General features: G+C 50.1%; 8 protein-coding genes, 1 other RNA gene and 6 pseudogenes. 6 read left to right on the top strand and 9 right to left on the bottom strand.

Annotation, left to right across the window (positions count from 1 at the left end):
- Positions 1-9: 9 nt before the first annotated feature.
- The 5 genes and pseudogenes from JCM16496_RS07825 to JCM16496_RS07805 form a co-directional block, all read right to left on the bottom strand.
- A pseudogene (locus JCM16496_RS07825) lies at positions 10-812 on the bottom strand (TrmH family RNA methyltransferase).
- A gap of 51 nt (positions 813-863) precedes the next feature.
- Positions 864-3,550, bottom strand: a pseudogene (locus JCM16496_RS07820) (transglutaminase domain-containing protein).
- 51 nt (positions 3,551-3,601) lie between these two features.
- Positions 3,602-4,014: pseudogene (locus JCM16496_RS07815) on the bottom strand (DUF2141 domain-containing protein).
- 42 nt (positions 4,015-4,056) lie between these two features.
- Positions 4,057-5,982, bottom strand: a complete 1,926-nt coding sequence (locus JCM16496_RS07810) for a TonB-dependent receptor plug domain-containing protein (RefSeq protein WP_025833406.1) — start codon at positions 5,980-5,982, stop codon at positions 4,057-4,059.
- Positions 5,983-6,120: 138 nt separating this feature from the next.
- Complete coding sequence (locus JCM16496_RS07805) at positions 6,121-7,011, bottom strand: LytR/AlgR family response regulator transcription factor (protein ID WP_025833405.1); 891 nt, start codon at positions 7,009-7,011, stop codon at positions 6,121-6,123.
- A gap of 231 nt (positions 7,012-7,242) precedes the next feature.
- Between JCM16496_RS07805 and JCM16496_RS22925 the strand changes: the two genes are divergently transcribed.
- Complete coding sequence (locus tag JCM16496_RS22925) at positions 7,243-7,383, top strand: hypothetical protein (RefSeq protein ID WP_165491341.1); 141 nt, start codon at positions 7,243-7,245, stop codon at positions 7,381-7,383.
- Positions 7,384-7,479: 96 nt separating this feature from the next.
- On the opposite strand, the gene JCM16496_RS07795 is transcribed toward JCM16496_RS22925, so the two are convergent.
- From JCM16496_RS07795 to JCM16496_RS07785, 3 genes are read right to left on the bottom strand one after another with little or no spacing between them, the layout of a single operon-like run.
- Complete coding sequence (locus tag JCM16496_RS07795; RefSeq protein WP_005832831.1) at positions 7,480-7,854, bottom strand: YccF domain-containing protein; 375 nt, start codon at positions 7,852-7,854, stop codon at positions 7,480-7,482.
- 38 nt (positions 7,855-7,892) lie between these two features.
- Positions 7,893-8,999 (bottom strand): DNA polymerase IV, encoded by a 1,107-nt coding sequence (dinB, locus tag JCM16496_RS07790; protein WP_025833403.1) that lies wholly within the window; start codon positions 8,997-8,999, stop codon positions 7,893-7,895.
- A 31-nt stretch (positions 9,000-9,030) separates the two neighbouring features.
- Positions 9,031-10,377 (bottom strand): MATE family efflux transporter, encoded by a 1,347-nt coding sequence (locus tag JCM16496_RS07785; protein WP_025833401.1) that lies wholly within the window; start codon positions 10,375-10,377, stop codon positions 9,031-9,033.
- A 158-nt stretch (positions 10,378-10,535) separates the two neighbouring features.
- Here JCM16496_RS07785 and JCM16496_RS07780 point away from each other — a divergent pair.
- From JCM16496_RS07780 to JCM16496_RS07765, 4 genes and pseudogenes are all read left to right on the top strand, one after another.
- A pseudogene (locus tag JCM16496_RS07780) lies at positions 10,536-12,475 on the top strand (heavy metal translocating P-type ATPase).
- Positions 12,476-12,480: 5 nt separating this feature from the next.
- Positions 12,481-12,915 (top strand): Fur family transcriptional regulator, encoded by a 435-nt coding sequence (locus JCM16496_RS07775; protein WP_025833399.1) that lies wholly within the window; start codon positions 12,481-12,483, stop codon positions 12,913-12,915.
- A gap of 71 nt (positions 12,916-12,986) precedes the next feature.
- Positions 12,987-14,626: pseudogene (locus JCM16496_RS25240) on the top strand (sigma-70 family RNA polymerase sigma factor).
- A gap of 81 nt (positions 14,627-14,707) precedes the next feature.
- Complete coding sequence (locus JCM16496_RS07765; protein WP_025833396.1) at positions 14,708-15,505, top strand: class I SAM-dependent methyltransferase; 798 nt, start codon at positions 14,708-14,710, stop codon at positions 15,503-15,505.
- 182 nt (positions 15,506-15,687) lie between these two features.
- On the opposite strand, the gene ssrA is transcribed toward JCM16496_RS07765, so the two are convergent.
- Positions 15,688-16,086, bottom strand: a transfer-messenger RNA (tmRNA) gene (ssrA, locus tag JCM16496_RS21580).
- An 834-nt stretch (positions 16,087-16,920) separates the two neighbouring features.
- On the opposite strand from ssrA, the pseudogene JCM16496_RS07760 reads away from it, so the two are divergent.
- Positions 16,921-19,757: pseudogene (locus JCM16496_RS07760) on the top strand (glycoside hydrolase family 3 N-terminal domain-containing protein).
- Positions 19,758-19,764: the final 7 nt, after the last annotated feature.

Raw genomic sequence — 19,764 nt, 5'->3', positions numbered from 1 at the left:
TTTGAGTTATCACTTTTCAACGCGAAGTTGCCAGAAAGCAACAGCCGCCGCAGCCGCCACGTTCAGCGAATCTACACCGTGCGCCATGGGGATACGAACCACATAGTCGGCTCCCGCAATCGCTTCGTGCGAAAGACCATCTCCCTCAGTACCCATCACAACAGCCAACCGGGGCTCGGCCTTCAAAACGGGATTGTCTATGGAAATGGAATTGTCCGTAAGCGCCATGGCCGCCGTGCGGAAGCCAAACTCGCCGAGCGTATCCAGAGGACCGTCCATCCACGTCCACGGCACAAGAAAAACCGTTCCCATTGAAACCCGGACTGCACGACGGTTCAAGGGGTCGCAGGAATTACGCGTCAACAGCACAGCATCCATGCCAAGAGCTGCCGCCGAACGGAAGATGGCTCCGATATTGGTAGTATCCACCACCCCGTCGATAACCACAATACGCCGGGCTCCCCGGCAGACGTCCTCCATACTCTTGGGAACCGGGCGGCGCATGGCACAAAGAACGCCACGCGTCAAGACGTAGCCGGTCAGCTCGGCAAGCAATTCCCTACCGCTTGTGTAAACGGGTATATCGCCACAACGCTCAATGATTTCAGCAGCATCCCCATAGATGTGCTTGTGCTCACACAAAAGGGCCAAAGGCTCGTAGCCGGCATCCAGAGCCACCTTGATAACCTTAGGACTCTCAGCTATAAACAGCCCTTTGTCCGGCTCAAGGCGGTTGCGCAACTGGGCTTCGGTAAGGGTACTGAAGATCTCCACACCGGATGGGTCAAAGATGATATTTCGATAACAGGCATCGGATGATTTACTATTTGACAATTACTATTTACAATTCATGACGGAAAGCCCTATAACCCCTTTATTGTCTTCATCAGTTGTTCTCCCAGTCCGATGGTATATCCTTGCGATACAAAGACCACCCGATTGAAAGTATCGGCTATGATAAATATCGGCAGGCTCTCTTTATGCTTCAACTTCATGCTTTCTGCAATCTGCGCAGCGATACCGTCCGTATCTATACCATAAATAATGGTAGAGGGCAAATCGGGGAATGACTCGCAGGCGAACTTGCCGGCTTTGGCCTCATCAGGGAACAGCAACACCATCTTACGCCCCCACTTCTCCAAATCGGCCTTGAATGAAGCGATGTCGCGCAACGCATGATTGGTAGGTTCTTGATTGACACCCAGAACACCTACGACAAAGTAACCGCGCCCACAAGCCTGCAGCAGACTCTGCCGGGCTGCGGAGCCGGCGTCCGGCAGCGGAGTGAAGAGAGACTCCGAATTAAAGTTCCCGATAACCTGCACCTCATCCTCGCTCTCGCGCATCACCAATTCAATTTCCGTTGTCTTCTCCGGCAGAATATTGAAAAAGGTGGTTTTAGAAAGTACCGCACCGCTGGCAAGGCGTGTACCGGTCACCAAAACATAATTTCCGGCCTCCAGAGCTGTTCCTTCCTTCAGCAGATTGCTCCATGTAGTACCGCCGCCCATATCTGCATCGCCTTCGTCATAGGAAAGCAATTGCAAACTGCCTGCGGGGTCTGTTTGGAAAGAGTGAAATGAGAATAGTATTTCGGGTTGTCCAACGAACGGATAGGCTTATAAGAAGCCACCAACTTTCCCTTCAAGGCAATGCCTTCCGCCATAAAGACCGGTTCTTCCGGATGATAGTTCAAGTCCACATCCATCGCACCATCATCCCCTATCAACTGTACCTTGCCGGTCACTCCGTTGATACGGGCAGGGATTGCCATGCTGCGTGCCATGGAGACGAAGAAAATGTCACGGCTATGGGCATCAGCCACACGGGCCTTCCAGACCCCTTCCGGAGAAATGGGAGCCCCTCCCAGATTACAGTCATTGTCTACCCGGATATTTTGGGCCACCCATGCTACCAGTTTCATCGGTTCTGCCTTGTATGCCTCAGCATCTTCCTTTGAGACGGCTTTCTTGAAAAAGCCTTTATAGGGGGTCAGCATCTCGTTGCTTACGCGTGGATTGCGCACATATCTGCGGAAATGGTCGGCATTCTTGCACATACGGGATTGCATGTGGTCCATCAGAACTTCCAGCGTAACGTCGCGGAGGTCTTTTGCCGAAATCCGTTGAAGCAGGTCCAGACCTCCTCTTTTGGACTTTTCAGAGCGCAACCGCGCCATGAAGTCGGCAATGACCCGGTGGTTTCCTCTGGAAGCGACCAGTATCCGTGAAACGGCATCTTCGTCGAGCTTGTACTGCCGGACAAAATAACGCGCTGTCTCATCCGTCATGAACATAGACACATAAGCGTTGCGGATGGAATCTTCATGGACCATGCGGCGGTCGTTCGCCGCACGCTGCTCGGGCGTAACCGCCGGCAACTCCGCATTTTCGGGGGGCGGCACAAGTTCTAAATCTACCGTATGGCCGTCGCCGGCAGTCTTATCCATCTTCACAACCAGTTCATGGTCCTTACCGAAAGACAGTTTGGCATAGCCGAATTTTCCGTCTTTGGAAGCCCATACCAGCATGTCACCCTTACCGGTCGTCAAAAAAGCCTTTCCCTCTGCATCGGTCTGCTTCCGGGCTACGGTATAGAACTCCGCATAATTATAGAGTTTGAACTCCACACAAGCATCAGGCACCGGATTTCCATGTCCGTCCATGACCGTAACTGTGGCCTTGGCCGTCGGTGCATAGTTACCGATTACATTGATTTCCGTATAAGTAGGAGTGACGGACATCACTTCCTCCGCTCCTTCATAACGTCCGAAGACCTTGGTATGCATCAGCATACCGCGACTGGCCGGAGCATTGAACCAACCAAGGTTGAGTACCGGTTCGGGTTCGCAGGCTCCAAGAAAATACCATTTCCCGTCCGCCCATGCTTCTACCCATGCATGATTGTCGTCGGTATGCGCCCACCGGGGTGTGTAGACCTGACGGGCAGGGATACCCACCGAACGCAAGGCGGCAACCAGCAAGGTAGATTCCTCACCACAACGCCCGTATGCCGTGCGTACCGTTGCCAAAGGCGAACTGGTACGGGCATCGGAGGGAGTATAGATAGCCTTCTCGTGGCACCAGTGGTTCACCTCCAGAATGGCATCATAGAGGGACAGAGACTTGACACGATTCTTCAGTTCTTCGTAAAACACTACCCGTGCACTGTCCAGATGCTCATTGTTCACCCGCACCGGAAGCACGAAATGACGGAACACCTCCTCGGGCACCGTTTCTCCCCAAGGCATTTCCTCGACCGCCTTCCGGGAGGCCCGCACATTCATCAGATGAAATTCGCCGGGGTAGTCGGTTATGTCTGCCAAAGGCATATAGGCATAGAGAAACTCCAGTGCCTCACGCTCGTACGGCGTCAGGTCCGCATCGAAAATAGCGAACAAATCGCCCTGCGGCAATCTTTCCTTTTTTTGATTGAAGTCCTGCTCCACACGTTGGCGGTAAGAAGCGTCTGTAATGAAAGAACGTCCACCACAAGAGGCCAGCAGACATACCAGTCCGAGAAATCCCAGAAGTCGTGCAACTCGTTTCATAATCTTTATTATTGAGGTTGAGCCACAAAAATAAGGATTATATTTCAATTTTTACTTCAGATGTATCACCAAAGTCGTGTCTCCGGAGAAAGTGAAGCTACATTTGGCGTAGGACGGAGGGCCCATCACGCCTTCGGCATCATTGCTGAAACCAAACTTCTCCGTAGGGATGCCAAAAGCTCCGCTATCCAGCTTCCCGTTTCCATTCTCATCCTGGAAAAGGGAAATGGCATACGTTCCCGCAGGAAGTCCCTGGCAAGGATGGAGAGCGACGTATCTTTTACATCTATCCGGAAAGCGGTCAAGGGTTTCTTCATAAACGTCTCTTCCGAGTTATAGAGGGCGACGTAGAGATGTCCCTCCACCTTTTCAATGTCACGCACTTCGATGGTCAGGTTCTGAGCAAAAAGCAGCTGTGCGGCACTTTGCAATACAAATACTAAAAAAACAATCACAGTTTTCATCTTTATTAATTTTTAAAGGGTTATTATTCAGAAAGTCATTGTTTAAAAATTGGATACATCGTAAGCGGCCTTCCTCCCCAAAGTGACGTACACTCCTACGTAGAAGAAATGGTCACTAGAAGCCATGACAGCCTTGTTGTCCACTTTGCCGAACTCATTCTTGCGACCAAGGATATTGCTGGCGGAAGCATGGATAATCACCTTCTTGCTCGCCAGGAAGGTCACCCCTACATCCAAGCTATTATAAGGCTTCACTTCATCGTTCATCAGCCCCGGCAACGACGGGTTGTGATAAGGGCGCCCCGTGCTGAAACGGTTCGTCAAGCTGATGATGGAGTGAAGACGGGACAAGGAATATTTCACAACCAATGCCGCGTTGTGCCGGGTGGCATACTGGGGAGTGGTCAGCTCGGAACAGCGCTGATATTTACGCTTGGAGATATTATACGTATAGGACAACTGATATTCCAGATTCTTTATCGAAACCCGGTCGCGGAAGAACAAGTCTATACCTCTGCTATATCCGTATCCACCGGAAGTCAGAAGCGCACTCCCCGTTTCGGTATCCGTTTCTTCCAGCACCAGGCGGTTATAGTCTTTATAATAAAGTTCCGCCTTATAGAAACGTCCTTCATAACCGTATTGCATCCCCAGATTATATTGCATGCACGCCTCGGACATCAACTTCCGGCTACGTACCAACCAGTCGTTTTCGGGCAGTTGCGTGTAACGGCCCACTATGCCGGAGAGCATCACATCCCCCCAATAGTAATTCACCGCCAGACGCGGAGAGAAATTTATCTTCCGGTTCGGGGAAGTGTACTCCGTGCGGAAGGACAACTCCGCCTTCAAACGCTCCACCGGATAGTAAGCAGCCGAAAAGAAACCGGCACTGATAGTGGGAGACATCTGGTTGGCATCGTCCATACTGGAGTATAGATAATGATTCCGATAATTGCGTATATAGCTCTCCACCCCCATATCCAGACGGAATACTGACGAGAAACGCTTAGACATCTTAGTTTTCAGATGCAACTCCTGCTGGCGTTCCAGCCAATTATCTCCCGAAACGGCAGCACCGCCGACCTCCCGATTATAATAGGAATAAGCAACTCCTGCAAACCAGTCCCATCTGCCTGCCGCACGATACCGGAAGGTAGCATTGACGTAGATGTTATCTTCGGTCAGAGCGAACAATCTGCGTTCATCCCCCTCATAGGCAGAAAAGTCTGTCCGGTCATATTGCGCGTAGACCTTAAAAACCGTCGCATCGCCGGGAGTATGGCGGAACTGGGTGGCACCGGAAAACATCCGGTAGGGCTGCTCAAAGTCTGTCCGTCCGGAATAAACCTTGTCATAGAGGCCCAGATTCTGGTAATTCAAATCGACGGACAAGGAGCCACGGTCCACAGTCTTGGTACCGCCACCGCCCACACCGACTACGGAAGCATTCACGCCCACCTTATCCACTTTACTATAATCCTTGGTTTCTAAAGGCAGAACAGCCGAAAGCGCCTCTCCGTACTCCTGCGGAGCCCCGCCGGAAGCAAGATTCACCCCACCGAACATGAAGGTGGAGTAACGGCTACGCGAAGGAGTATTTATTCCATTGGAGGTATAGGGATTCAAGACATGCATCCCGTCAATGAAAGTCTGTGTCTCATAGCTGCTCCCACCACGCACCAGTAATTCGCCGGTCTCCCCCTGCACCTGCGTACCGGGCAATGTCTGCAATGCCTTGTACAAATCACCGTTTGCACCGCCCACTGTGACCAGTTCCACCGGATGCATATCGCTCCACCGGCTATTGGCGGCAGGAGTCTTTTTCCCTCTTACCACCACTTCGTCCAGACCTACACTATCGATATTGAATGTCAGACGCACGGTATCCGTCACCGACTTCTGCGCTACGGAAGCTTGTACAAAGAGCAGTCCGCCCGTTATTAAAAAGATTATTTTCCACTTCATATCTTCATGTTCGTTATGTTTTCCTGCCACAAACATAAAGGAAGGACACGGGCAAAAAAAATATCCGGGACAGACGACCCGGATATGTGACGAACAACCAACGACTTGTGACGAATGGCGTATCTCTGTGACGAATAGCTACCGCTTTATCTTGTTTTCTATCAGTGCTTTCACCTCCTTGGCATAGGCACGTGAGACAGGAATCTCCTCTCCACCTCCCTCCAGCCTCAACCGGTATCCTTGAGAGTTTCCGTCCACTTTCACCACCTTGCGGGCATTCACCAGAAAGGCTCTATGACACCGGATAATGAAGGGGCAGGCAGCAACCGCCTCCTCTGCCTGCTTCATCGTGGCGCGCAACATCTTCCGGGTACTCTCTCCCTTCAGTCGATAATCCACCTTCACATAATTTCCTTCAGCCTCCGCATAAAGAAAATCTACGGCCTTCACTTCCAGCATATCTTTGGTACCACCGGAAAACACCAACACTTCCTCCGGAGAAAACTCTTTACTTTCCGCCCCAACCTCCTGAGATGCCCTCTTTGAAAGGTGGCAATTTATCTCCGTGGCCTCTTGCAGATTACGGGTCAGTTGCAAATTGCGGTTCCACAGCAAGAAAAACACGACTGGAAAAGGTGCCAGTACCATTACCCAAGACAAAGCCAGAAAAAACAACCGCTTGTCCAGCCACATACCCATCAACCATGAATGATAGACCCAAATTCCCACCGCTATCAGTAACAGCATCAGCATTGTGCTCAACACATGTTTACCCAACGTCCAGTTCTGCTCTTTATAATAGGTGGGAAACAATGCCGGAAGCAGGTAAGTGAAGATGCTCGAAGCACCCGCCGCTATAAGTGCCGAACCGGCAACCACCCCAAATACACCTTCCTTGATCTGGGAAATGCCGAAAGGTTGGAGTATATATAGTATCAGAAATATAATGACCGAAGGTATCACCACCGCTTTCCAACGTTGATAAAGCATGGGATAGGGGCTCCGCCAAAGTTCTGTCAATTTATTCATAAGTATTGCCTCTCTTCTTTATATAGTAGTACATGCAAAGATATGTAATATATTTGTTATATACGGATTACAAAATACAGTATTTCTAGAGAAAATGAAGAAAGAAATGCAAGTTTTTATGTTATAGAACATATTTTTCGCGAACATTTCGTATCTTTGCAACGTTATAAGATAAAAGAAAGATGTAAAACCCGCTTTCCGAAACGCGGAGAGCACAAAAAGATGAGAATTATGAAAAAGAATGCAAATGAAATTTTTATGTTACAGTACCAAATCAAACGCTATCAAGCAATGGGTAATGGAACAATGTGCCAAACACTGAACGGTAAACTACAAAAACTGCTTGCAAAGCAGCCCCTTGTAACCATGTAAAAAAACACCTTTAAATACAATGAATGAAGGGCGGAGAACTGAAAAGTTCCCCGCCCTTTTTCTTCTCTATCATACTCCAAGCAAACAAAAAATAACTCAAGCCGCAACAATATCCTTCCCGAAAGGAGTCAATGCCAGCCCTGCCAGCTTAAAGTGTTGGATACCGAAAGGAATGCCTATAATGGTGATGCACAGCAATAACCCAAATCCCAAGTGCGAAAGGCAAATCCAAATGCCGCCCAAGAATATCCAAAGAATATTCATCAGCACATAGAGGCAACCGTTGGAACGTTCCCCGCTACGAACCTCTTTGCCGAACGGCCACAAGGCAAGGCTTGCCATTTTCAAGGTCTGCATGCCGAAAGGGATGCCAATAATGGTGAACATCATCAATAAACTTGCAATAAGATACTCCACAGCAGTGATGATACCTCCAAACATCAACCACAAAATATTCATAAAACAGCCCATAGCTTTCCTTTTTTTTAATACTGAACACAAATATAGCATTATTTATTTGAATGTTCCGTCTCCCAGTCACTAAATTCAAAACTCAGCTGTTCCCAGACTCCCTTCTCCTCCCCCTCTTCACGGGGATTGGAAACGGAAAGTCCAATCAAACGGATAGGATGATGTTCATAATCCACTTCCTGCAGCAACTGCTTTGCCAAAGGCAGAATCACGTCAAGGGCAACCAGCTCCTTTGTTTGGGTCATACTGCGGGTAATCTGGCTAAAATCATGAAACTTGATTTTCAGCGTCAGCGTATTCCCGCGGAAATTGGTGTGCTCCAGTCGCCCCACCAGCTCCACTGCCACATGGTACAGCTCTATAATGACGGATGAACGCTTGCTGATGTCCTTCTCCAAAGTATGTTCGCAACCCACAGACTTGCGGATGCGGACAGCCTCTACCGGACGGGTATCGATGCCACGGGCAAAATCGTAATAGACTGTCCCCACTTTGCCAAACTCGCGGGTCAGCATCTCCAAAGACTGCATACGCAGCTGTTTCCCGTTGTGAATCCCCAAGGTGTGCATCTTCTTCGCCGTTACCGGTCCCACTCCCCAAAAACTCTCAATGGGCAGCCGGGCAACAAAGTCCAGTGCCTGGGCAGGATGTATGGTGCAAAGCCCGTCCGGCTTGCGGTAGTCCGAGGCTATCTTGGCAAGAAACTTATTATAGGATATGCCGGCAGAAGCCACCAGATTCAACCTCTCCCGCACCTTCCGCTTTATCTCCTTCGCGATGTCCACAGCCAACGGAATGCCCGGTTTATTCTCCGTCACATCCAAAAAAGCCTCGTCCAGCGAAATGGGCTCGATGACATCCGTATATTCATGAAAGATTTCGTGTATCTGGCGGGAAACGGATTTGTAGACTTCCATCCGTCCCGGGATAAAGATAAGTTGGGGGCACAGCCGCTTTGCCTTCAGTGACGACATGGCAGAACGCACCCCGAAACGCCGTGCCTCGTAACTGGCTGCCGCCACCACTCCCCGCTCCTCCGCATGGCCCACCGCAATGGGCTTGCCTCGCAATGCAGGATTATCACGCTGTTCTACGGAGGCGTAGAATGCGTCCATATCGATGTGTATAATTTTTCGTCCGGTCATTCTTCTTTCAACTCCCCGATACAAAGATACACTAATTTTTCTTCATCCGAAGTATCCGCCGATAGACATAAATAAAGGCTGGTATTAAAAAGGCATCTGCAAAAATCCATGCAGTAGGGTCACCAAAACACACGGCCAGATAGCCGAAAGCCGGAACAGCCAGCAGGCTGACCAGTATCCGGGCAATCATCTCCGAGACACCGGAGAGCATGGCAAGATTGGTATATCCCACCCCCTGGATAGTGTATCGCAGGATGCAGAGCAGTCCCAAAACCGGGAAAAAAGAAACGGAAATGTGCAGGAACAACTCCGTATTCTTTAAAATCTCCAACTCAGAGACATCTACAAAGAGCAGGGCAAAAGTCCTGGCACCGAGCATCAGTACACAGAAAGTGAACGCCCAATAAACAATCATCATCAGGGCGCTTGCCTTGACTCCCATCCAGATACGTTCCGGCTTGCCCGCACCGTAGTTTTGCCCGCTATAGGTGGCCATTGCCATGCCCAGACTCTCGAAAGGACACATGAAAAACATCTTGATACGCATGGCTGCCGTGAATGCAGCCACACAAGCCGTACCCAAAGCATTATTGGCGCTTTGCAGCATAATGCTGCCAATGGCAGTAATGGAAAATTGCAATCCCATGGGTACGCCGATGTACATCAGTGTGCGTGCCAAAGCACCGTCGAATTTCCGCTCGGCAGGCGTTGTCTTCAGAATGTCGAAACGACGCATCATATAGATGTAGCACAATATGGCCGAGACGCCTTGTGAAAATACGGTAGCGATGGCAGCTCCTGCCACTCCCCAGCCCAGTACCAGAATGCAGAACAAATCGAGCAGGATATTCAGTACCGTAGAGAGAAGTAGAAACCAAAACGGCGTCTTGCTGTCACCCAATGCACGGATAATACTGGACAGCAGATTATAGAAGAAAGTAAAGGGAACCCCGATAAACGTGACAAGCAGGTAATAATAGGCTCCCGTGAATATGTTCTCCGGCGTACTCATCATGTGCAGAATGTCTGCACAGTAAATGCTGGTAACCACGGCAATGACAACAGACATCACCGCAGCCAGCTGCAGGCTGACAGCCACATAACGGCGCATCGTGACATAATCCCGCGCACCGAACTTTTGCGCCACGGGAATGCCGAAACCTCCGCAACAGCCATTGCAGAATCCCAGAATAAGAAAAACGACCGAAGTGCTTGCCCCGACTGAAGCCAAGGCATTGATACCCAGAAAGCGCCCCACGATGGCTGCATCCACCAACGAATAGGTCTGTTGCAGCAGATTGCCGAGCAGTAAAGGCAAAGTAAAGTTGAAAATCAACGGAAGAGCCCGTCCTTCCGTCATTTCTCTGGATGTTGCCATAAATCTAATACCTCCGAAATTGGGTGCAAAAATACGAAAAGATAGCGTTTACAGACTTGACGAAGGTCAAATTTAGCAGAATCTCCACTTTGCAACCAAGTTGCATCCCCTTTCCGCTACCTTTGCAGTATAAAATAAAAACAACAAGAGGAAACAATATGAGTTGCAAATGCTGCTGCACACATGGACATACAGCGATACAAGAAAAAAGAAACAGTCTGCTGAAAGATTATTGGAGAATCATCCTCTCCGCCCTATTACTTTTCAGCGGCATCATCCTGAATGCCACCGGCGCCACCTTCTTCAAGGGAGAGTATGTACCTTTTATATGGTACTTGCTTGCCTACCTCCCCGTAGGCCTCCCTGTGATGAAGGAAGCTGGGAAAGCATCCTGCAAAAGGACGTGTTCAGCGAATTCACCCTTATGTCCATCGCCACCCTCGGCGCCTTCTATATAGGCGAATATCCCGAAGGCGTTGCCGTCATGCTCTTCTACTCCTTGGGAGAGCTCTTTCAAGACAAAGCCGTAGACAAAGCCAAGCGTAATATCAGCGCCCTGCTCGACGTACGTCCCGAAACGGCAACGGTCATCAGAAACGGCAGTACGCTTGTCGAAGCTCCCCAACGTGTGCAGGTAGGCGAAACCATCGAAGTAAAAGCCGGAGAGCGCGTCCCCCTGGACGGAACAATGCTGGACGAAGTTGCCGCCTTCAATACCTCCGCACTGACGGGAGAAAGTGTTCCCCGCAACATCCGCCAGGGCGGGGAAGTGCTTGCCGGAATGATTGCGACCGACAAAGTCGTACGCATCCAAGTCACCAAACCCTTCGAGAAAAGTGCTCTTTCCCGTATATTGGAACTGGTGCAGAATGCCTCCGAGCGCAAAGCGCCGGCAGAACTTTTCATCCGTAAGTTTGCCCGTATCTACACACCCGCCGTCACCGGACTGGCGGCATTGATTGTACTGCTCCCCTTCCTCTATTCGCTGGCAGATGCACAATTCTCGTTCATCTTCAATGACTGGCTATACAGGGCATTGGTCTTTCTGGTTATCTCCTGCCCGTGCGCCCTCGTCGTAAGTATTCCGTTAGGCTACTTCGGAGGCATCGGCGCTGCCTCCCGCCTGGGTGTCCTCTTCAAAGGTGGCAACTACCTCGATGCCATCACCCAAGTCAACACGGTGGTATTCGACAAGACGGGTACGCTGACCAAAGGCACCTTCGATGTACAATCCTGCCAGGCACAACCGGGAGTTCCGGAAGAGAAGTTGATACAGCTTGCCGCCTCGGCAGAGCGAAACAGTACGCACCCCATAGCCAAAGCCATCGTAAGCTATGCCAAACAAAAGGATATAGAGCTGATTGCCACAACGAACGTTACGGAGATTGCCGGCCACGGACTGCAAGCCACTATGGATGGAACGCGTGTCCTGGTGGGCAACACCCGCCTGCTGACTAAGTTCGGGATAGAATATCCCGATGAATTGTCATCAATTGTCGATACGATTGTGGTCTGCGCCATCGGAACAAGATATGCCGGTTATCTGTTATTATCAGACACATTAAAGGAAGACGCCGTCAATGCCGTCAAAGAATTAAAAGCTTTAAATATCAATAATATTCAGATATTATCGGGAGACAAACAAGCCATTGTTACTAACTTTGCAGAAAAGCTAGGCATCACCCAGGCATACGGAGACCTGCTGCCGGACGGAAAGGTGAAGCACATCGAGGCACTCCGCAGCAACCCTGCCAACCGGATAGCCTTTGTGGGCGACGGCATCAATGATGCCCCGGTTCTTGCCCTTAGCCATGTGGGCATCGCCATGGGCGGACTTGGCAGCGATGCCGCCATCGAAACCGCCGATGTAGTGATACAGACAGACCAGCCTTCAAGAGTGCCCACCGCCATTCATGCGGGCAGGCAAACCCGCCGGATTGTCTGGCAGAACATCTCGCTGGCCTTCGGAGTGAAGCTGCTTGTCCTCATCCTCGGTGCCGGTGGAATCGCCACACTTTGGGAAGCTGTCTTTGCCGACGTAGGCGTCGCCCTCATTGCGATAGTGAACGCCATACGCATACAGAAACTTATTAAATAGAAAAAATGGAAGAAAAGAAATATTTGGACCTATTGGCCAAAAGGGACATACAGCCCACTGCCATCCGCATCCTGGTATTGCGCACCATGATGCAGGCAGGCCGTTCCGTCTCATTGCTCGACCTTGAAACCATGCTGGATACGGTGGACAAATCCACCATCTTCCGTACCCTTACCCTATTCCTTTCCCATCATCTGATACACAGTATAGATGACGGGACGGGCTCCTTCAAGTATGCCGTGTGCAGCGACAGTTGCTCTTGCGACGTAAGCGACCTGCACACCCATTTCCATTGCGAGAAATGCAACAAAACCTTCTGCTTCACCAACATTCCCACTCCGGTGGTGAAGCTGCCTCAAGGATTTACGCTGAACAGCATCAACTATGTACTGAAAGGCATTTGTCCGGACTGTGCAGCAGAAGCCAACCGGGATGCTTAGTTAAAAAATAAAAATCCATGCAGTCATTCATGTTCTTCTCTATCCTTAAGAAATAACATTGAGACAAACACATGGATACAAAAGCTCTTGTCACTTTATGCCAGAAGGGAAACGGGCAGGCCTTGAGCCTGCTCTACGAGAACTATTCAGAGAAAATGCTGAAAGTATGCCTGCGCTATATTCCCGACCCAACGATAGCCCAAGATCTTCTTCACGACGGTTTTGTCATCATATTCACTTCCATTCATTCGCTACGCAACCCGGAGAAACTGGAATACTGGATGAAAAAGATTATGAAAAACCTGGCACTGCAATACCTCAACCATACCAATGCCACCCCTACCATCCCATTGACAGATATTCCGGAAGAGGAAGAGCCTGCTGAAAATCCTTTTTGTCCGGATTTCATTTCGTACGATAAGATGCTGGATATAGTAGAGAGCCTTCCGGAAGGCTACTGCAAGGTATTTAAACTGGCAGTACTGGAAGGATTGTCCCACAAAGAAATCGGAGATTTACTGGGTATAGCGCCACACTCCTCTTCCTCCCAATTGTTCCGGGCGAAAATTTTACTTAAAAAGATGCTGGCAGGATACCGTGTATTCATTGTTTTGACAGTATTGCTTCTCCTTCCAACGCTGTATGACTATCTGTACAGAGAGAAAAAGAGTATCAGGGAAAACCGCTTGTCCAAAGTTTCTTCCAGGCAAGCCGGGAGTACGCAACAAACAAAGAAAACCGATACTCCCCGAAACGACAAACAATGCCATACCAAAGAAAATCTGAACAAAAGGGAACGAATCATCCCTCCCGTTCCAGTTTCCACAGAATGGCCCCTTGCCATACCCACAATGAAAGATAGTATCCACAAATATCCCATACCTTCTCCATTCACCGGACAGACCATCACCAACCGGCAGATGCTTTCGCCTCCTCCCCTTCCCTGATGCCGCCAACCCGCAAGAAGAAATCCAGAAAATGGAAGTTGATGCTGGCAGGTTCACTCGGACCGCAACTGGCACAGAACTTATATAAGCTGATTGCCACTCCACATACCGACGGCATTTCAAGTGACTTCCCTCAACAAGTCAGCACGTGGGAAGAGTATTATTCTTATCTGCACACCCGCTATCAGCAGGGTACTCTGGGAAAAGATTCCATCGGACTCATGCAGATTGCCCAGAATAACAGCGGCAGGATTGTCGAGAACCAACAACATCATGCTCCCATCGTCGTGGGACTCTCTCTCAGCAAGAAATTGAATGAGCGTTGGAGTCTGGAAACCGGATTGCAATATACGCTTCTCAGGTCGGAGTTCACTACCGGCGAAGCATTCCGCATTCAAGACAACCAGAAGTTGCACTATATCGGCATCCCTCTCCGGCTTTCCTACCGTTTCTGGGATTACAAACGTTTCTCCGGTTATGCCACGGCAGGCATGCAGGTAGACATCCCCATAAAAGGGACACTCCAAAGCTTCCATGTCACGGACAGTATTCCACACAAGCTCGACAGCCAGCCGGTAAGCGCTCCCTGGCAGTGGTCGGTCAACACAAGTATAGGCATACAATATCGCCTCACCCCCCAGGCAGGCATCTATCTGGAGCCGACTATAAACTATTATATCCCCGACGGCAGCCAACTGCGCACCATCCGAAAGGAACACCCGTTCACATTCACCCTCCCGATAGGCCTCCGCATTTCCTGGTAAAAAAACGATGCGCCACGCAGTCTTTTGCCCGACTGATTATCTATGTATATGGATAATCAAACTCAAGAAGGAACAAAGAACATGCAGAAACGACATACCGACCGGGAAAGCTACTTTGATGAACAGTCACAGACCAGCAAGAACTATTATATCCCCTACATAAAGGAAGTCATCGGACATATCCCCGACAAAGTGCTGGAAGTGGGCTGTGGAGAGGGAGGCAATCTGCTCCCCTTTGCCAAAGCCGGTTGCCGGGTGATGGGCGTAGACATTGATGCCATGCGAATAGAGCAAGCCAGGACCTTCTTCGCCCAAAGGCATCAGCAGGGACAGTTCATTGCTACCGACATTTTCCAGTTTGAGGACAAGGCTACGAATTTTCCCCTGATTCTTCTACACGATGTGATAGAGCATATCAGAGACAAAGAACGGTTCCTCTCCGGCCTACAAAAACATTTGTCTGCCGACGGAGCTGTATTTGTAGGGTTTCCCGCCTGGCAAATGCCATTCGGAGGCCACCAGCAGATAGCACACAGCCGCATTGTTTCACATTTCCCTTTTCTCCATCTCCTTCCCCGCACTTTATACAAATGGATATTAAGACTATGCGGTGAGCAGGAACGCGCAATCACGGAGCTACTGGATATAAAGAGCACCGGATGCACCATCGAACAGTTCAATCGCATCGCCCGGCAAGCCAACTATCAAATCATTGACCGGAGACTGTACCTTATAAACCCACATTATAAAATCAAATTCGGCTTGTCTCCACGAAGGCTTAACGAAGTTATTGCTGCTATCCCGTATATAAGAAACTTCTTTTGTACAAGTTGCTTTTACATATTAAAGAAAGGGACTAAAACTGTTAATCACTACTGATTTCCCAGCTTTAGAATTGATTCCGAACCATCAATTTAAGATTATATATTCAGAAGAAACCATTAATTTTTTGAATAGCCCTGATGAAAGAGGGGGAGTAGAAAAGGTAGGGGGAGTAGAAAAAAAGAGAAAGCCCCTGAATTCCTGGAATTCAAGGACTTACAAACTTCTTTTTACTATTTCCGTGGAGCTGGAGGGAATCGAACCCTCGTCCAAACGAGGAAATCATAAGCTTTCTACATGCTTATCTTTGCCTAAATTTTCGTGCAGCGGCAGAACCAAAGCCATCAACCGTTGCCTTATCCTCTAAATTTTCACCCGTGCCACGAGGCTGACACGAACTATCCCCGATTTGACTGCACCACTTTATCGGAATGCTTCGGAGCAACAGCTTCCGAGTGATGTCACGTCCCAGCACCTGGTGCCGGGATTAAGCTTCAATCTACTATACTTCGATTAAGCAGCGAGAGCGTAACGAGTTTCGCCAGATAAAATTTTGAGGACTGAGATTAAAGTGCAAATCAACGACGCACTGCATGCTTACTTACCATTTCTGCCCGCTGTCAAATCCAGTCAACCCCATGACTTTGTAACGGTCTGAAATTTAAAAGATTGCCATACTTATTTCTAAGTCAAGGAATGAAAAAAAATAAATGATATATTGTTTTTCATACCCTATCGCTCTCTTTGGGTACAAAGATACATATTCTTTTGCTACCAACCATCATATATTTGCAAATATTAGCTAATACAAACACACAACATCAAAAAGCCTTTGTCAAATGAAAAGCAGTTTCCCTTCAATAGTATAGACCTTTGCATCGCCAAAGTAGACCTTTAGCAGTGTAAAGCTAAGGTTTATCCCCTTCATTTGTCAAGTACCAGAGTTTGACGGCTCAGAATCCGGAACCTGACAGCTCAGGAACCGGAACCTGACAACTCAGAGTCCTGTGTCTGACAATTCATAACTCATAATTCATAGCTTTCCTTCATCGTTTCATCGTCTTCTACCCTGTTGCAGAATCTGCTTATATGAAAGGAGGGCTGTAAGGCTAAATCTCTGTGTCAATTCATACGCGAATCCCCATCCGCAACCGTATTCGTGCAGATATGAAGGGATGAATCTGAAATGCAACATACAAATATATGTAGCTATTTTAAACCATGAAACAATCCCAAAGCAATGAACGAGCATACAGATTGAGACGCTTTCAGCGTTCCCTTCATACGACTGCACGCAGTATAATCTTACAGCTTCACGATTACTAATCTTACAGTTTATACATTACTAATTCACATTTCGCAAGCTCAATATGCAGCCGGTCCGGAAAATATACTCACCAATCATGGACTATTTTACCCCCTTTTCTGCCAAGAATAACCTACCTTTGCACCAAAAGGAAAATTAAATCACCATGAGAAAACTGATAGTAGCCACTTTATTAGCGGGAAGCGGCGCCTTCCCATCCGCATTGCCGGCACAAAAGCCGATGAAAATACCGACAACCTACAAGCCTGCGAAAAGCGAAATGTACCGCAAAGGTTGGATAGACTTCAACAAAAACGGAGTGAAAGACGTGTACGAAGACCCCTCTGCCCCGCTGGAAGCACGCATCGAAAACCTGCTGCAACAGATGACGCTGGACGAGAAGACCTGCCAAATGGTCACCCTCTACGGCTACAAACGCGTACTGAAAGACGACCTCCCCACCCCCGAATGGAAAGAGCTGCTCTGGAAAGACGGCATCGGCGCCATCGACGAACACCTGAACGGCTTCCAGCAATGGGGACTCCCTCCCTCGGACAACACCTACGTCTGGCCCGCCTCGCGCCACGCCTGGGCACTGAACGAGGTGCAGCGGTTCTTTGTGGAAGATACCCGTCTCGGCATCCCCGTAGACTTTACCAACGAAGGCATACGCGGCGTGGAAAGCTACCGCGCCACCAACTTCCCCACCCAACTGGGACTGGGACATACCTGGAACCGTGAATTGATTCGCCAAATAGGACTCATCACCGGACGCGAAGCCCGCATGCTGGGCTACACCAACGTCTACGCCCCCATCCTCGACGTAGGACGCGACCAACGCTGGGGACGCTACGAGGAGGTTTACGGCGAATCTCCCTACCTCGTAGCCGAACTGGGCATCGAAATGGTGCGCGGCTTGCAGCACAACCACCAAGTAGCTGCCACCGGCAAGCACTTTGCCGCCTACAGCAACAACAAAGGCGCCCGCGAAGGCATGGCACGCGTGGACCCGCAAATGTCGCCGCGCGAAGTGGAGAACATACACATCTACCCCTTCAAGCGCGTCATCCGGGAAGCCGGCATGCTGGGCGTAATGAGTTCGTACAACGATTACGACGGCATCCCCGTGCAGGGCAGCTACTACTGGCTCACCACCCGCCTGCGTGGCGAAATGGGATTCCGTGGCTACGTCGTATCCGACAGTGACGCCGTAGAATACCTCTACACCAAGCACGGCACCGCCAAAGACATGAAAGAAGCCGTCCGCCAAAGCGTGGAAGCCGGGCTGAACGTACGCTGCACCTTCCGCTCGCCCGACTCCTTCGTCCTTCCCCTCCGCGAACTGGTGAAAGAGGGTGGGCTGAGCGAAGACGTCATCAACGACCGTGTGCGCGACATCCTCCGGGTAAAGTTCCTCATCGGCCTGTTCGATGCCCCCTACCAGACAGACCTTGCCGGTGCCGACCATGAAGTGGAAAAAGAAGAGAACGAAGCCATCGCCTTGCAGGCATCCCGCGAGTCCGTCGTTCTGCTGAAGAATGCCGGTGAACTATTGCCCTTAGACATCAACTCCACCAAGAAGATTGCCGTCTGTGGTCCCAATGCCAACGAAGAAGGCTACGCGCTGACCCATTACGGCCCCCTTGCCGTAGAGGTGACCACTGTGCTGGAAGGCATTCAAGAAAAGACAAAAGGCAAGGCAGAGGTGCTCTACACCAAAGGTTGTGACCTGGTGGACGCCCACTGGCCCGAAAGTGAAATCATAGACTATCCGTTGACCGACGACGAACAAGCCGAGATAGACAAAGCCGTAGAAAATGCCCGCCAAGCTGATGTTGCCATCGTAGTATTGGGCGGAGGGCAACGCACCTGCGGCGAAAACAAATCGCGCACCAGCCTCGACCTGCCTGGCCGGCAGTTGCAACTGCTTCAAGCCATACAAGCCACGGGGAAGCCCGTCGTACTGATACTCATCAACGGACGCCCGCTCTCCATCAACTGGGCAGACAAGTTCGTCCCCGCCATCCTCGAAGCCTGGTATCCCGGCTCCAAAGGCGGAACGGCCCTGGCCGACATCCTCTTCGGCGACTACAATCCCGGTGGAAAGCTGACGGTGACCTTCCCCAAGACCGTAGGACAAATCCCCTTCAACTTCCCCTGCAAGCCTTCTTCACAGATAGACGGCGGTAAGAATCCGGGGCCCACGGGCAACATGTCACGTATCAACGGAGCACTCTACCCCTTCGGTTACGGCTTAAGCTACACTACCTTCGAATACTCTGACCTCGACATCACCCCCCGAGTCATCACCCCGAACGAGTCTGCCACCGTCCACCTGAAGGTGACAAACACCGGTAAACGCGCCGGAGATGAAGTAGTGCAGCTCTATATCCGCGACGTACTGAGCAGCATCACCACCTACGAAAAGAACCTTGCAGGCTTCCAGCGCATCCACCTCCAACCGGGCGAAACCCAGGAACTGTCCTTCACCATCGACCGCAAGCACCTGGAGCTTCTGGACGCCGACATGAAATGGATGGTGGAACCCGGCGACTTCGTGCTCATGGCAGGCGCCTCTTCCGAAGACATCCGCCTAAACGGAACGCTGACCGTAGAAGCCTACCAGACCCGTGCCAAAGCCATTGAAGCCCAAAAACCAGCAAAGCGCGTGAGTGCCAGCACCAACCCAGAGGATGCCGAAAACGTGCTCGACGAAAAAATCAATACCGTATGGCAAGGAAATAAGGGAGATATATTACCTTTGCCTTAAAGAACGGAGCCAAGGTAGATAAAGTTGCCATCGCCTTTACACGCGACAACAACCTGCCGGCAACCTTCGAAATCCAGCTCTCGGGCGGTGGTGGACAGTTCCTCACCGTATATTCGGGCACCGTCAGCGAATATGGCAAGCTGATTTCCTATCCGTTCAAAGGTACTACCGCCAGCGACCTCCGCATCGTGCTGAACGATGACCGCGTCGGTATTGCCGAAGTTAAATTTTAATGTGCCA

Source organism: Bacteroides rodentium JCM 16496, from assembly GCF_000614125.1.
Taxonomy (GTDB): domain Bacteria; phylum Bacteroidota; class Bacteroidia; order Bacteroidales; family Bacteroidaceae; genus Bacteroides; species Bacteroides rodentium.
This window is presented reverse-complemented; position numbering and strand designations above follow the sequence as displayed.

What these genes read in the sequence shown, in the direction of transcription:
- JCM16496_RS22925 (WP_165491341.1), top strand. Translation starts at nt 7,243, where the DNA reads ATGAAAAAGAATGCAAATGAAATTTTTATGTTACAGTACCAAATCAAA.
- JCM16496_RS07810 (WP_025833406.1), bottom strand. Translation starts at nt 5,982, where the DNA reads ATGAAGTGGAAAATAATCTTTTTAATAACGGGCGGACTGCTCTTTGTA.
- JCM16496_RS07795 (WP_005832831.1), bottom strand. Translation starts at nt 7,854, where the DNA reads ATGGGCTGTTTTATGAATATTTTGTGGTTGATGTTTGGAGGTATCATC.
- JCM16496_RS07805 (WP_025833405.1), bottom strand. Translation starts at nt 7,011, where the DNA reads ATGAATAAATTGACAGAACTTTGGCGGAGCCCCTATCCCATGCTTTAT.
- JCM16496_RS07775 (WP_025833399.1), top strand. Translation starts at nt 12,481, where the DNA reads ATGGAAGAAAAGAAATATTTGGACCTATTGGCCAAAAGGGACATACAG.
- JCM16496_RS07765 (WP_025833396.1), top strand. Translation starts at nt 14,708, where the DNA reads ATGCAGAAACGACATACCGACCGGGAAAGCTACTTTGATGAACAGTCA.
- dinB (WP_025833403.1), bottom strand. Translation starts at nt 8,999, where the DNA reads ATGACCGGACGAAAAATTATACACATCGATATGGACGCATTCTACGCC.
- JCM16496_RS07785 (WP_025833401.1), bottom strand. Translation starts at nt 10,377, where the DNA reads ATGGCAACATCCAGAGAAATGACGGAAGGACGGGCTCTTCCGTTGATT.